12 protein-coding genes are annotated in these 15,501 nt (G+C 47.8%); 6 read left to right on the top strand and 6 right to left on the bottom strand.

What is annotated here, in order from left to right:
- Positions 1-159: 159 nt before the first annotated feature.
- Positions 160-1,767 carry an extracellular solute-binding protein gene (locus ACQ76X_RS03260; protein ID WP_038600383.1) on the bottom strand — a complete coding sequence of 536 codons (1,608 nt, stop codon included), beginning with the start codon at positions 1,765-1,767 and terminating at the stop codon, positions 160-162.
- A gap of 317 nt (positions 1,768-2,084) precedes the next feature.
- Between ACQ76X_RS03260 and ACQ76X_RS03265 the strand changes: the two genes are divergently transcribed.
- Complete coding sequence (locus tag ACQ76X_RS03265; protein ID WP_438491468.1) at positions 2,085-3,836, top strand: sensor histidine kinase; 1,752 nt, start codon at positions 2,085-2,087, stop codon at positions 3,834-3,836.
- The gene (locus ACQ76X_RS03270; protein WP_438491469.1) at positions 3,833-5,461 is read left to right on the top strand and encodes a response regulator transcription factor; all 1,629 of its coding nucleotides are present in this window, start codon (positions 3,833-3,835) and stop codon (positions 5,459-5,461) included. The genes ACQ76X_RS03265 and ACQ76X_RS03270 overlap by 4 nt, the downstream gene beginning before the upstream one ends.
- Before the next feature lie 149 nt (positions 5,462-5,610).
- Here the strand turns inward: ACQ76X_RS03270 and fabZ are convergent, their stop codons facing one another.
- The 3 genes from fabZ to ACQ76X_RS03285 all read right to left on the bottom strand — a co-directional run bounded on the left by fabZ (position 5,611) and on the right by ACQ76X_RS03285 (position 9,203).
- Entirely contained in the window at positions 5,611-6,039 is a 429-nt protein-coding gene (gene fabZ / locus ACQ76X_RS03275; protein WP_438491470.1) for a 3-hydroxyacyl-ACP dehydratase FabZ, read from the bottom strand.
- A gap of 120 nt (positions 6,040-6,159) precedes the next feature.
- Positions 6,160-7,302, bottom strand: a complete 1,143-nt coding sequence (locus ACQ76X_RS03280; RefSeq protein WP_438491472.1) for a glycoside hydrolase family 88 protein — start codon at positions 7,300-7,302, stop codon at positions 6,160-6,162.
- A gap of 59 nt (positions 7,303-7,361) precedes the next feature.
- The gene (locus ACQ76X_RS03285) at positions 7,362-9,203 is read right to left on the bottom strand and encodes a hypothetical protein (protein ID WP_438491473.1); all 1,842 of its coding nucleotides are present in this window, start codon (positions 9,201-9,203) and stop codon (positions 7,362-7,364) included.
- 164 nt (positions 9,204-9,367) lie between these two features.
- On the opposite strand from ACQ76X_RS03285, the gene ACQ76X_RS03290 reads away from it, so the two are divergent.
- From ACQ76X_RS03290 to ACQ76X_RS03300, 3 genes are all read left to right on the top strand, one after another.
- Positions 9,368-10,204, top strand: coding sequence for an AraC family transcriptional regulator (locus tag ACQ76X_RS03290; RefSeq protein ID WP_052092233.1), 837 nt, complete (start codon positions 9,368-9,370; stop codon positions 10,202-10,204).
- A 182-nt stretch (positions 10,205-10,386) separates the two neighbouring features.
- Positions 10,387-10,824: a flavodoxin domain-containing protein gene (locus ACQ76X_RS03295; protein ID WP_438491475.1), complete on the top strand. Its 438-nt coding sequence runs from the start codon at positions 10,387-10,389 to the stop codon at positions 10,822-10,824.
- A 183-nt stretch (positions 10,825-11,007) separates the two neighbouring features.
- Complete coding sequence (locus tag ACQ76X_RS03300; RefSeq protein WP_438491477.1) at positions 11,008-12,636, top strand: cellulase family glycosylhydrolase; 1,629 nt, start codon at positions 11,008-11,010, stop codon at positions 12,634-12,636.
- A gap of 136 nt (positions 12,637-12,772) precedes the next feature.
- Here ACQ76X_RS03300 and ACQ76X_RS03305 read toward each other — a convergent pair whose 3' ends face one another.
- The gene (locus ACQ76X_RS03305) at positions 12,773-13,204 is read right to left on the bottom strand and encodes a hypothetical protein (protein WP_438491478.1); all 432 of its coding nucleotides are present in this window, start codon (positions 13,202-13,204) and stop codon (positions 12,773-12,775) included.
- A gap of 215 nt (positions 13,205-13,419) precedes the next feature.
- Positions 13,420-13,731 (bottom strand): hypothetical protein, encoded by a 312-nt coding sequence (locus ACQ76X_RS03310; protein WP_438491479.1) that lies wholly within the window; start codon positions 13,729-13,731, stop codon positions 13,420-13,422.
- 270 nt (positions 13,732-14,001) lie between these two features.
- Between ACQ76X_RS03310 and ACQ76X_RS03315 the strand changes: the two genes are divergently transcribed.
- Positions 14,002-15,492 (top strand): hypothetical protein, encoded by a 1,491-nt coding sequence (locus tag ACQ76X_RS03315; RefSeq protein ID WP_438491480.1) that lies wholly within the window; start codon positions 14,002-14,004, stop codon positions 15,490-15,492.
- Positions 15,493-15,501: the final 9 nt, after the last annotated feature.

Raw genomic sequence — 15,501 nt, forward strand, 5'->3', positions numbered from 1 at the left:
CAGTTTGCCTTCCGGCTCTACGGGCCACTTTCTTAAGTGTAACTGTCATAACTGCCTCCTTGCGGATAGTGGACTTCATATCCCTTGTCTGCTGAGCCATGAATACAATGCGCCCCGCGCTAGTGAGCTGCGCAGGGCGGATTCGTGGAGTCAAATGAGTTATTTTACGCTCATATAACGTTCGTAAGCTTCAGTACGGATCTTGATCAGCTTCTCAAGTCCCATGTCGTTCAGCTTCTTCACATATGCATCCCAGCCATCATCAATTCCGCCCTTGCTGATAAATTGGGCCCGCATGGTGTTCACATAGGTATCAATATCGGTGGTCAAGGTAGGCAGCTCCTGGAATTCTTCCGCAGTGTACATTACGTTAGGGAAAGGCGTTGTTACGTATTCGCTGCCCAGCTTATCGAGCTGCAGCTTCAAGCCGTCGCCGCTTTCGCTGCTCAACACGATGTTCTTTTCAAAAGACGGGCTTACATATTTCGGCCCGAAATCACGCAGCGATTGATCCCAGTACCAGGCATCCGCGCTGGTTCCGGCTGGCGGGTCCATGAGCGTATAGGTGCCATCATCGTTCTTCTGGATAACAGTGCCGATAGCTCCCCAGAAATTCTGAATGCTTGCTTCATTGGTGTAGAACTGATCGGCCCAGCGGGCAGCGATTTCCGGTGTTTTGCAGGAAGAGGTGATCAGCAGCTCGTTGCGGGCCAGATTCATCCCGATTGGATTGCCGATCGTATAACGTTTGCCATCCGGTCCGGCAATCGGCGGAATGGTTTCATACTGATCTCCCCATTTGCCAAATACGGCATCGGGAGTCCATTGGTACGAGAAGCCTACAACCGGAGCATCCGGGCTCTGGAATTTGGCCGATCTCATGGTGTCGTCTTGTGTAAACAGCTCTTTATCCAGCAAGCCTTCGTTGTAGAGTTTATTTTCCCACTTGAGGCCTTCCTTGAACGCTTCCGAAGTAGGGTAGTATACTGCTTTCCCGTCCTTGACCAGCATGTTGTTGGTATTCAGATCGGTGATCCCGAAAGGACTGATGAGGTCATTGCTCACTTCAATATAAGGAATTTCATCCGCTTTGCCATTTCCGTTCGGATCCTGCTCTTTGAATGCTTTCAATACATTGTACAAATCATCAAGGGTATCCGGCACTTCGAGACCCAGTTTGTCGAGCCAGGTTTTGTTGATTACAGGCTGGCGCGAGCTCTTTGGACGCGAAGGCAGTCTTGTGGCCAGAGAGTAGATTTTCCCGTCGGGGAAAGTGCTGATTTTCTTCATATCCGGCGTTTCTTCCATTGCCGCTTTCAGGTTAGGCATATACTGATCAATATAATCATCCAGCGGACGGAAGTAGCTTAAGTTGTTGACGATGTCGGAATCGGAGAAGGTCTGATCCCCCAGTACCACATCCGGAAGGGTGCCGCTTGCTAACATAATGGATTTTTGCTCGGCCCAGTCGTTGGATGACATCACCTGCCAGTCAATCTTCACATTGGTGTTCTTCTCCAAATCCTTAAGCCACTGGTTCTGGGTAAAAGTATCGCCCATGCTGCCCCAGCGGACAGTCAGAATCTTCAGGGTCACCGGCTCGCTTACAATCGGCAGACCCTCTTTATTGAACCCGCCCGTTTCGGTCGCCGCGGTATTGTTCTCCTTGTTGTTGCCGCCACAGCCGGCAAGTCCCATGACCATTACGGCTGCCAGAAGTCCGGTCATCCATTTCTTTGCCGATGATTTCTTGCTCTGTTCACCCATTTCATAATCCCCCATTTCGATATATACATCCTCTTTGCAGTTCTAATCATACCTGCTTGCCGCTCAGCATTCCGGACACTTTGAACCTCTTATTCGGACTTCTGCATCCGCTTACATAATATTGAAGCTGCAAAATTATCCGCGGCCTCTTTTTAATAACAGTTTCCAGACTTTTGTTTGCTCTTTCCGGACTTTGCGCTGAAACGGCAACTTGTTCTTATGTTTTTTTCATATAAAGGTTTTATAATGATTTTGTTACTTATAAAAACGCATTCATAGAAATGGCTGCGCAGGAAAGGATACTGGATTTGGGAACTATGGCCAATACAACTTCAGGTAAAGCAGCAACCAAACTGTACCCTGTTCGTCATTATGTGAAAGTTATGCTTCTGATTTCATTCTCCGTGCTTGTTCTGGATTTGGCAATCAGCATCGCTTCTATTTTTATCGTCAAGCAGCAGTCCACAAGGTATTTGCAGGATACCGCTGACCTCTATATCAACCGGATCAATCATGATTTTGCTTACATTAATCACTATATGGGCTGGACACTGGCCAATGATGAAAGCCTCAACACGATGAACGCTTTCCGGATCAACAGCATCGAGTTCTTAAAAGCAAATGAAAACCTGCATAAACGGTTCACCGAGCTGCAGAAAAACTACGGACTGGAGTATAACTTCTTCTACTATTTAAAGAATCAGTCCTACTTTCTGAATTGCGCTCCGATCAGCGTGACCTATACCGACTACCGGGAGCTGAAGAAACAGATCATTTCCTATATAGATGATAAAGAGCTGTATGAGAAGTTTTATTCCAAATGGACGCCTGTGCTCGTAAACGGCAAATATTATGTGATCAACATTGTTCCTTATTATAACCGCTATCTCATCGGTCTCATCTCGGCGGATCATCTGATCCGTCCGTTGCGCCAGATCAATCTGGGAGCCAACGGTTATGCATCCCTGGTGGATAAGAGCGGCATCAGCCTTACCAGCCCGGTCTCCAACAACGGCAAAGTGCTTCAGAACAATGATGGCGTTTTCAATCGGCTGCAGCCCCGTACCACGATCAACAGTGAATTCACGAGTACAACGTTCAGCGCTGAGATGGTTATTAAATTCGGAGCCTTTGAGAAAATCATGATCGCCCAGCTGCTCATTATGCTGCTGTTCTTCATAGTCACCTCAACGATATGTGTCGTTATGCTCTTTTTCAAACGGAGGGTACTTGGCCCGATCCAAAGCTTCTCCGAGAATCTGGCACGTATTAATGAAGACGGGCAGCCGGCGGATCTGAAGAGCAGCAAGCTTATTGAGCTGGAACAGGCAAATGACCAGTTCAAAGACCTGGTGGAGCAGATCAAAACATTTAAAATTGCCATGTACGAGCAGGAACTGGAGAAACAGCAAATCCAGCTGGACTATATGAAGCAGCAGATTAAACCGCATTTTTTCCTTAACTGCCTGACCAGCATTTACAGCATGGCGCAAATTCAAATGTATCAGGAGATCGAGGATATGGCGATGTCGACCTCCAAGTATTTCCGCTATTTGTTCCAGAACGGCGAGAATTTTGTTCCGCTGGAGAATGAACTTGAGCATGTGCGGATGTATCTGGAAATTCAGCGTCAACGTTACCGGGATGCCTTTATCTATCATATCGAGATGGCTGAACAGGCTGGCAGCGTGATGATTCCTCCGCTCGTGCTGCAAACCTTCATTGAGAACTCCATTAAATATGCGATTTCCAGAGATTCGGAAGTGCAGATTAAGCTTACCGTCGGACGTTGCGCGGACGAGGAAGACACTGAGCTGACCATTATCCAAATTTCTGACACCGGACCGGGCTTTCCGCCGGAGGTTCTGGAGAAACTTCATTCCGGATTGCCGCTGGATCAGACGAAAGGCACACATATCGGCATCATGAACACCCTTAAGCGCCTGGAATACCTTTATGCTAAAAAAGCGTCCGTCAGCTTCTCCAATTTGCCGGAAGGCGGCGCTGTTATCACCTTGACCCTGCCGGATCAGCCGGATCTATCATCAGGAATGGAGAGAAGCTTATGAATATATTACTTGTGGATGATGACTATTACGTAATTGCCGCCTTGCAGAAGAAAATAGACTGGAAAATGCTGAATATCGAAACTGTGTATACGGCCAATAACGTGGCGCAAGCGCGGGAAATTCTGGAGAAGCATTCGGTGCAAATTCTGATATCAGACATCGAAATGCCGCAAGGAAGCGGACTGGAGCTTCTGGCGTGGATTCGTGAGCAGAATTACAGTATTCAAGCCATCCTGCTTACCAATTATGCTGATTTCAATTATGCGCAGAAGGCCATCGAATTGCAAAGCTTTGAGTATTTTCTCAAGCCGATCGAATTTGACAAGCTGATGCTAATCATTCAAAAAGCTGTCGTGCGGGCAGCGGAGCAGCAAAGCAACGAGCAGGCGATTCGGGGCGGTTACTTCTGGCAAAAGAATCAAGCGAAAAATCTTGAGCATTTCTGGCGCAAGCTGGTCAGCAGCAGCACCTCCTTCCCGCTTAAACCGGGGGGCATCGCCCATGCAATTGAAGAGCAGAACCTGTCCTATCAAATGGAAGATCTCCTGCAGCCCATATTGTTCAACGTGTTTCCCCACAATGGAAGCATGGGCAAAGAAGAAAAAGGCCTGTTTGATTTTGCGCTGCTGAATGTGCTGTACGAACTGCTGAACCATCCGGGCTTCTCCATAGAAAGCATCCTGGAAGTTAAAGACTATAACTGGATCGCCATATTAAAATGGAACGACCCGCCGGAGGACGCCGGGGTGCTCAGAGCGTTCAGTGCCTCTTTTATCCAAAAAGCCAATCCCTACTTAAAATGCGATGTCTGCTGCAATATCGGCCTGCCTGGCACACTGAATAAGGTCGGTGTTATTCTCAAACAACTGCTGAATATGGATGAAGAGCTGACCAAATGCCGCAACCAGACCTTCTCCGTGGAAGCGTACTCCCGGCAAAATAAACCTGTCTACCTTCCGCCGGATCTGGCACATCTGGAGGAGCTGCTCAATCAGAACAAGCTTGCCGATTTTCTTGGAGAATCCATCTCGCATCTGAAACATATGCTGAGCAACAAAGCTATCGACACCTCTGTCCTGGGCTTGTTCCGGCTGGATATTGTGCAGCTTGTGTATTCCTTTCTGAAGCTGAAGGGGATACAGGCGCATAAATTGTATACCGGCAAAACCAATGATCAGCTGCTGATGCATTCGCTGAGCTCCATTGAGGATATGGAGGAATATCTGAAGTATCTGGTCAACACCGCCATGGAATACCGTGACTTTGCCGCACAGCCCACTTCCATTGCCGAAGAAATCAAGGAGCATATCCATAAGCATTACGGGGATGATCTGACGCGCAATGACTTGGCGGAAATCGTCTATCTCAATCCGGATTATCTGGCCCGGCTGTTCAAGAGAGAGACCGGCGTCTCCCTCGGCAGCTATGTCATTCAAGTCCGGATCGCAGCCGCCAAGCACCTGCTGGAAACGACCAATATGTCCGTCTATACCATTGCCAATAAAACAGGTTACAACAACTACTCCTATTTCTCCAAGCTGTTCAAACAAGAGGTCGGCCTCTCACCCAACGAGTATAAAAAGGAACAGCAGGCGCCGCCAGCACTGCATAATTACAAAGCATAGGCAAAGCGGGGGTGTCTATTGTTTAAGCGGGAATTGTTTCTAATTTCTTTTAAAAAAACAAAAAAAATCGCCCTTTTAGTAAAATGGAGGTACCACACAACCACTTCAATAAGGAGCGATTTATTCTGGCGAGACTGCATTACTCACAATTATTTGTTGCTGAAGGCAAACATGATCTCTGCCTGGCAGACCAGTTCTCCATCGACGGTGGCGGTTCCGTTGCCTTTGACAATCTGTCCCTTCACCCGGGTAACTTCGAATTCGAGCCGCAATTGGTCCCCCGGCTTTACTTGACGTTTGAAACGGCAATTGTCGATGCCCGTCAACAGTCCAATTCTATTGCTGTCTTCCTCTGAACTGGACATGGCAATGCCACTGGTCTGTGCCAAGGCCTCAACGATGAGCACCCCCGGCATAACCGGGTACTCGGGAAAATGCCCCGTGAAGAACGGCTCATTAACTGTCACATTTTTAATCGCTACCGCTCGTTTCCCCTCTTCAAGCTCGATGACTCTATCGACCAACAAAAATGGATATCGGTGCGGGATTAGCTCCTTGATTCTATTTATATCAAACATAGAAAGACTCCTTCCGGTTATAAATCATTACCATTTTACCACACTATAAAAAAGAGGAAGCAGCGAGTTAAACTCTCACTGCTTCCCATTTTTATAAAAGTTATAGGCTGAAGCCCAGTTCTACCAGATGAAAATATCTTTATCCAGCAATCTCAACACAGCTTCAATGAAGAAATAGTCTCCGTAAATAATCGGAATTTCTTTGATTTCACTGTGATATGCTCCCGTACCACCGCTGACAATCGAATCCTCTTCAGGATTCCAATTGCAGTATTTACGCTCGGTCGCCTGCAGAATCTTGATGGCAGAGCGGATATACAGCGGTTTCTCGTATTCGCTGACATGCCCGGCAATCTCAAGCAGACCGCAAGCCGCACATACCCCGGCAGTAGTGTCGTAACATACCGGTTCCGCCGGAGCGCGGAAATCCACGAGCGGGATGTAGCCGGTCTCTGCAACATTTGCGATAAAATAATGGGCTACCTGCTTTGCTGCATCGAGATATTCCGTTTTTCCAGTGTGTTTATAGCTGAGAGCCATCCCGTAGACCGCCCATGCCTGGCCTCTGCTCCACGAAGAACCGCTGTCAAACCCCTGTCCTCCGGGATTATCAATAAACTCCCCGTTCTCAGGGTCCAACATGACAATATGATTCGAAGAACCGTCGCCACGGATTGTTGTCTTCAGCACAGTGTCCGCATGATGGATGGCAATCGCTTTAAATCTGGGATCATTGACTTCCTTGGAGGCCCAATAGAGCAGCGGAATATTCATCATGCAGTCAATAATAATCCAGCCTGTACAATCATTTCCGGAATGAGAATTCCAGGCACGGATAAATTGTCCCAGCGGGTTGTAACGGCCAGCCAGCAGCGACGCGGCGTGCAATCCGCGGATTTTCGACTTTTCATTCCCGGTGATCCGGTAGTTCGCCACGGCGGAATGAAGCCACATGAAACCTACATCATGATGCAATCCCTCGAAGCCTTCCAGCGCCTCGTCCAGCCGGGCCTCCACGCCTTCCGCAGTGGTCCGGTAAAGCTCTTCTCCGGTGGCATGATACATTTGCCATAACATTCCCGGCCAAAAACCGTTGGTCCACCAGTAAATGTCCTGCTTGCCCATATCTATATATTTGCCGTTCTCGGCTTCGAATGGAATGTCTGTGCCGATTCTTTCACATTCCACAGCCATTTTTTTGCGGATATTTCCCCATATTCCCTCCAGCCATTGCCGGTCATCGGTTGTCAAATGATATTCCATCTTCTGATCCTCTCCCTATTTCTTAGTAGGTATTCTTGCTGCTCTTAAGAGAGCGGACGTTATCCTCCGGACAACTCAAAGCGCAGTGACAGCTTCATGTTCTGCTCCGTACGGATGACCGCAAAATCAAGGGCATAAAAGGTTGCCAGGCGTCCACGATGAGCTTTATGCTGTAATACCTGGATTTCCGGGGCCAGCAGCTTATTGTCAAAGACAATCCTTAACGCAGCTTGATCCGAAGACAGGATGACTGCATCTTCTTCAATCCGCGGCTTCAGCGGGGTAATAAATCTTTCCGTAACAGATTCCGGCGGAGAGGCAAACTGATAGCTGTCCTCCAGCATAAGCACGGGCTGACTTGTTTTGGTCCATGTGAACCGGCGTTTCAGCCGCAGCAAACTGTTATCCTCATAGACCTGGGCCAGGTCAAGCGAGAAGGTTTCCGTCAGCTCCCCGCTCTCCATTTGAACATCGGCTGCCCGGTGCTGCCCGCCCGGCGACTGGGCCATTCCGTTGATGATAGGAACAGAGTGTCCGAAGCTTGCATTGCACAGAATATTGTAGCGTTCCGGGCCGAAATATCCGCTGGTATATTGTCCGGACCCCATATCTGCTAACAGTGTCGTCCCCTCGGCAAAAAGGATGAAATTGCCGACATCGTTATGATTATGCGGCTCATCGTTGTGCCCGCCCTTGGCGGCAAATACAAACCGCCGTCCCTGCGATTCATGCCGGGAAATTAACCACTGCGCTTCCGGCAGGTAGTAGGAAGCCGGCCTCCATGGCTGTCCCTCCGTCTCCCCATGCTGCCAGATCAGATTGCGTAACGACGAAGCCCAGCGGTAGCAATGATCCTCCATGTAAGCGGCCTCATAACTGCGCGACGGTATGTCAACCTCTTCAAACCGGGCATGCAGATAGTGGGACAAGCCCATAAACACGCCTGCTACTGTCCGGGTATCGGAGAAGCTCACGGTATGGCAATCATCAAGAAATGCTTTTTGCTGAAACATGGCAATTTGCCGGATTTTAGGTTCTGCCAGCAAATCGAGTGCTCCACCGGTCCGGGTCTTCAGCAGATCCGCAAAATAAACATAAAATCCGAATCCGTATTGCCAATAACCATACCCCTCCGTGCACGCGCCATCAGCAGGATAGCCTGACAGAAAGCTGTCCATCGCAGGAAGTACACGGGCTAGCACGACCGCCGTATCCTCGGCATTGTCCAGGATATACAATGCTGCGGCTCCGACAGAACCTGCGCAGACGGCCGCCCAATTATGCTTGGATTCTTCCCAAAAAAAGCTGCGCTCGGTGAATGGAATCAGCACACGATGAAGCACCTCGGAGATGACCCGTTTACGTACAAGTTGCGGCAGATTATCCCCGTGCAGATGCAGTAATTCTGCAAGCGCAAAAGCGGTTTCCGCCGAGAATAGATCTATTGTGGCTGCCGGTACTTCCTTGCCCGCTGCAATCGAACCTTCAGGAAGCGCGGGATCATTCTCCGCCTCACCGGCAAGATGTGCCGGAACGCACCAGGTATACTCGTCGCAGACTGCCCATAAGGTATCGCACAGCGCATCACGGAACACAAGGTTATCCGGCTCTAGCCATGCCAGCAGCCCAAAGGTTCTCAGCCGGTTTCTCCTGTTGAAATAGGCCGTCTCATACTCCATCCGGGTGCCTCTTTCGAAATAAATCCGAAACAATGTGTAAGAAAGCTCTGGAATCGCTGTCGCCAGCAGCGCTTCACCCTCCGCCCGGATCTCTGCCAGCATGGGCTGCAAGGCCGGCGAACCGAGCACCTTCTGCTTCAGCATCTCCGGATAATCAGCCAGATACAGCTTGGACGATTCCATGCGCAGCAGCATTTGTCTTATTTCCTTGGTTTCGAGCATTATTAACCCTCCTGATCAGTCCATCCCTTCATATCAACCAACCGAATACTGTCTGCCGTATTGAGTTATTTCCCCTCCTAGTTTACCTTTATAGTAATGCAAGTTCTTTGCGATTAATGTTTGATTTCTTGCGAATATTGCTATATGTGGAGGCCGTTAAACTTATGAAACATTCCCAGTATTATGAGAAAATTGCCGCGCCCTTGTTGGCGGGAATCGGAAATTCACCCTTATCGCCTACAAAAGATTTTCACATTCATGACCATTATGAAATTTTTCTCTTTCTGAACGGAACAGTGAACGGCTTCGTGGACCAGTATTGCTATCCGCTGCAAAGAGGCTCTGTGCTGGTATTCAATAATCAAGAAATCCATAAAATCATCAATTTGTCACCGGGACCCTATGAACGGGTAACCATCCATTTCAAAGCAGAGCTGGTGTATCCCTTCTGTACCGCGGAGACGAATCTCCTGGCCTGTTTCCAAAACCATCAACCGGGCAAGCAGAACATTTCCCATATGGACGAACCTCAGTTGAATGAATATATGCGGCTGGCTTCCCGGCTGATTGATGCGTTAAACCACCCGCAGTATGGCAGCGATGTGCTCGCCCTGACCTATCTTGTGCAGTTGCTGGTATTCATCAATGGTCTCTATAACAAGTCACATTCCCCGGTTCCCAGCATTATTTCCGCCTTGATCGAATCGGCAATCCATTATATCGACAACCATCTGCACACCGGCCTTTCGCTGGAGCAGGTTTCCAGTGAGCTGGCCGTTGATAAATACTATTTAAGCCACCTGTTCAAACAACAAACCGGGGGCACCCTTTACCGCTATGTACTGCTAAAAAAAATAGCTCTGGCCAAGCAGCTGCTGGCTGGAGGAAAATCAGTATCCGAGACCTGCTACCTGGCCGGTTTTAATGATTATGCCAATTTCATCCGCACCTTTAAAAATATTGCCGGAGTTTCTCCCGGAAAATATAGCAAAAGCACCTGAGAAATCGGCCCATCTAGCCGGTGTCTTTGCAGCAGCAGAGCAAGTCCACTTCACCATACACCTCGCACCTTGCTTGACAAAGTTTCGATCAATACTTAGAATTAATATATCTTGATAATCTAGATAATCGTCAAATAACCTTCTCGTCTATCCAACATATTTTTCTGAAAGGGTGCGGAACAATGTCATTAGTCGTTTTATACGCTACAAAATCAGGAGCCACAGAGCAATGTGCCAAAATCCTATCGGAAGAGCTTTCTCACTGTACGCTTTGCAATATTGATTCCGGGAAACCAAACCTGGAGGAATTTGATAGTGTTATTCTTGGAGCTGGAGTAAGAGACGGAAAGCTGTATAAACCGATCCGCGATTTCATCAAAAAAAATCAAACCGAACTGCTGAAAAAGCGTGTGGGTTACTACATTTGCAACGAAAAGCCAAAAAAAACTGAAGAAATCATCGAGGCGAATTTTCCTGAGGAACTAAAAAAAGCAGCGGTCTGCATTGAATCCTTTGGCGGTTATAAGGCCTATGCAGCGCCGAAGGAAGGCACGGATCAGCTGAAAGGAATTTTCGTAGATAGAATAAAAGGTTTTTCCGAAAAGTTCAAAGAAGATTAAAATACAAATCTATAAACATTCCCATATAAACCTTTTTATGTTATGTTGGATATATATGGGAGGTGATCAATGCTGCAAGCCTAACTTATGCTTCTGTGAGTATTCTTCAGTTGAATTCTCCATTTCTTTCGGCAGTGCTGGCTTCCGAAGCAAGTTCAATATCCATTTGAGGAGGAACTATGAATGAAATCCGGCAAATTATTTTCGTTCCGCAGCATTAGTCTAGTGGCTCTGGCTTGCGTCCTCATCCTCTCCCTCTCACTCCCTCAGAAGCAGGCAGCAGCGGCAGGTACATCGGTCAAAGGATTTTATGTAAGCGGTTCCAATTTGTACGATGCAACCAATAGCCCTTTCGTAATGAGAGGCATTAACCATGCACATACCTGGTACAAAAACGACCTGGAAACGGCCATTCCCGCCATAGCGGCCACCGGCTCCAATGTCGTTCGCATCGTGCTTTCGAACGGCAGCAAATGGTCCCTCGACAGTGTGGCAGATGTCCAGCATATTCTGGCGCTGTGCGATGAGTACAAACTGACCGCTATGCTTGAAGTGCATGATGCCACAGGTTCAGACAACATCTCTGATCTGAACGCTGCCGTAAATTACTGGATTAGCATAAAGGATGCGCTGATCGGCAAGGAAGACCGGGTCATCGTCAACATTGCCAACGAATGGTTTGGTTCCTGGAGTACGGCTACCTGGGCCAGCGGCTATCAATCCGCCATTCCTGCCCTCCGGGCCGCGGGAATCAGAAATACGCTTGTCGTGGATTCCGCCGGTTGGGGACAATATCCAGGTTCGATTTTCAACAGCGGCAATGCAGTGTTTAGCTCCGATCCGCTCAAAAATACGATTTTCTCCATTCATATGTATGAGTATGCCGGTGGCACAGCCACAACAGTCAAAAGCAATATCGACAGTGTTCTGGCCCTCGGTCTGCCGGTTATTATTGGAGAATTTGGGTACAAGCACACCAGCGGCGATGTTGATGAAGCGACGATCATGAGCTATTCGCAGCAAATAGGAGTAGGCTGGCTGGCCTGGTCCTGGTACGGTAATGGCGGCGGTGTCGAATATCTGGACTTGGCCAGCGGTCCGGCAGGCACGCTCTCGGAATGGGGAAATACCGTTGTGAACAGTGTGTACGGCACACAGGCAACCTCTGTTCTGAACAGAATCTATACAACGCCCGGTTATGTACCTGTTCCCGACAATGGAACCACTCCAACTCCAGCCCCAACAACGTCACCTACGACAGCACCTACCGCAACGCCTACTGCATTCCCAACGGTTAGCCCCCCAGGAACGCCGTCACCAACAGCAACCGTCGCACCTACACCCACCCCAACTGCAGCCCCCACAGGACTTGCCCTCTACTACCGGGCTGCGGATACGAACATCAATGACAACCAGATCAAACCCCATTTCAATATCAAGAACAATGGGCCCTCCGCAGTCAGCTTAAGTGACTTACAAATACGTTATTACTTCACCAAGGATGGGACACAATCGCTGAATGCCGTTATTGATTGGGCGCAAATCGGTGCAGCCAACATCACTACCGCATTCGGCAGCTTCAGCGGCACTTCCGCTGATTCCTATGTGGAGCTCACCTTTGGTTCAAACGCGGGCAGTCTTCCTGCCGGGGGACAGACCGGAGATATCCAGCTGCGCCTGCATAAAAGCGACTGGAGTAATTTCAACGAAGCCAATGACTACTCCTTTGACCCAAGCAAAGTGGATTTCAGCACATGGGATCATGTTACCCTGTACAAGAACGGCATCCTCATATCCGGCATTCGGCCTTAAAATGTGACTTTCTATCCCCATTACTGAAGTAATCCTATAGCGGTGGCCCATTCGGCCTTTGCCTGTAAGACGGGCAGGGTCCAAAGGACCGCCGCTTTTCTATTGTTAGTTGGACTGCAAACTTATTAAAGACTTATTATTCCTGCCGAATTTCATCAGCGGCTGATTTCAAATAGGCTATTAGATCAGCTACCTTATTCGCGACAGCTAATTCCGCCTGCGAAAGTCCAATTATATTAATCGTGCATGCTTCTGTTAGAGATTCACATGTATTATCGATCACGGTAAGCACATTTTGACGCAACTCGGAGCCTGCCGACTTCACGATTGGCTCTTGAACCAATTGATAGCCGCCCCGAACCGGATTGGCATAATGCCCCCCGCTATTACGCACAAGATCACGTATTGCCCCTGTATACATGCCAGTAGTAAAATTCGCACTGTTGGAAGAATGCCGTTCAACATAACTTCGCATTTCTTCAATGCCATGTATCGCACCATCTTGAAGCAATTGTTTAATATAATATCTGATTTCCTCAGCGTTTGAGCTAAATTGTTCTCCACTCATTCTGATCAACTCCTACTTTTTATAAATTGCACAATCCTATATTCGCTTTAAGTATACAAGTAAAAAAGTATGCATACAATCAAAAAAACTTCTGAACTTTAGAAGTTTCAATAAAAACAAAAGATTAAACTTACATTCTATAGTTCTCTATAAAAAATAAACCTTGATTTCTCAAGGTTCTCACACGTAGGCCGGGGATAAAGTGATTATAATTCTTAAAGCTTGTAGCGTTCGTAGTAGTCCTCTGCTTGAATCTCAAGCGTTGCATAATCGACAATCCCATTTTTCTTAAAGAAGTTGTCATATGCTAACTCGTCTGTAAATCTGTTTTTTGTTTTGGATTTAAAATAGCTGAAAATTTCCTGGCATGATCCAGTAAGTTCTTCCCCATACTTGCGGTTCCTGTTGTAGCTTTTGAGGCCTTCTAGTATCTGTGTAGCCTCATTCCGGTTAAACGGCTTTCCTGTGAGATACATCTGAATCTTGGACACCGCTGTTGTGCCAGCCTGACTTCCATCGTATTTCATAATACACAGCACCTCTCCTACCTTCGTATATTTTGCTTTCCTTCTAGCATTCAGAAGCTTCTTATCCTCATACTAACCCACAAAGAACTAACCGTCAAGAAGTTTAGAAGTTCTAATGTTTAAGTTTACAAACATTAATAGAATGATCGTCCGAAGTACAAATATCCCAATCTATGGAGCTTAATGTAAATAAATATCCTCATTACACCGATAAATACATATTCTGGATATTCAAGCAATTACATTATATTGCCCAGAAGGAGGCTGCCCATGGAACACACCGTGACTTACGGTCAGATCGAGATCATGCCCTATGACTTTGTGCGTCTTCATGTACTGAAAATTACCAAAGCTGTCAATGAGCATGCCCGCATGATCTGCACCGGAATCATCTCCGAGAACAATCGAGAACTGTACATACGAGCGTCCGATGATAAAACTCAGGTCAAAGCCTTTATTACCGATCAGAACGGCAAGCGCCATCCACTATTTCGGGGTCTCGCCCTGAATGTTGAAGAGAAAGTGGTGAATGGTGTTCATTACCTCAATGTTGAAGCCATCTCCCATACTTATGAACTGGATATTAAGCGCCACAAACGCTCTTTCCAGAATCCCAGACTTACATACACCGGCCTTATTGAGAGCATTATGTCCGCTTATCCGCATGCCGAGACCATGGATGTTGCCAGCGGCAAGCAGCCGATTGGCACCTTTATCATGCAATATGATGAGACCGATTGGAATTTCCTCAAACGTATGGCTTCTCACTTTTACTCCCCGCTCATTCCTGCAGTCGGCTATGGGGTGCCCAAGTTCTATTTCGGTTTACCCATGAGCTTGAGCAAGGGAGATATCCAATCGCCCAACTTCAAAGTGAGCAAGCGGATCGGCGCTTACCAGACTGCATCTGACAATCATATTCCCGGGGTGAGGGATGCGGACTTTATCCAATATGAGTTGGTAACGGATAAACTGCTTGAGCCCGGATATGAGGTCAAGTTTCAAGGACGTCTCCTGCTGGTGGCCGAGGTAGTGTCGGAAATGCAAGAAGGAGTACTTGTCCATACGTGCAAGCTGTCGCCGCGCAGTGGACTGCGGCCTATTAAAGACTACAACCGTTCTATCATCGGCGCTTCGATTCAGGGACAAGTGCTCAGCGTTCGTGGAGACAAAATCCGCGCCTCACTTGATATGGATGACCAGCAGGATCCGAATACCGATTACTGGTTCCCCTACTCAACCATCTACGCATCAGCAGACAACACCGGCTGGTACTGTATGCCGGAAGAAGGCGATCATATCCGCATCTATTTTCCCGGTTACAAAGAGGAAGAAGGCTATGCCATCAGCTCGGTAAAAAGAGAAGTTCCTCCTACTGAGCACACTTCTGCTGCATCCGTTACTGCTGCTCAATCTTCTGAAGCCAAATCATCTTCGTCCCTGACGGCAGCCGCACCTGCACCAGACCGCATGGCAGATCCGGCGATCAAAACGCTGCGCACCAAATACGGTAAAGAAATTATGCTGGCCCCGGATCAAATCGTCATTTCCGGCAGCGGCATGTCCATCGTCATCAATGATAAAACCGGGATTGATATTGTCAGCAGTAAAAATGTGAATATTAGCGCCACCACCGACCTGGTCATGAAATCGGGCAGCATCTATATGTCTGCATCCAAAATCGAGCTGTCTGGAAAGGGCAACAAGATTACACTCGATGACAAAACACTTTTTTCCGGTAAGGAAATTAAAATGAACTAACAGGAGCGA

The organism is Paenibacillus sp. IHBB 3054, from assembly GCF_051594305.1.
GTDB lineage: Bacteria > Bacillota > Bacilli > Paenibacillales > Paenibacillaceae > Paenibacillus_AQ.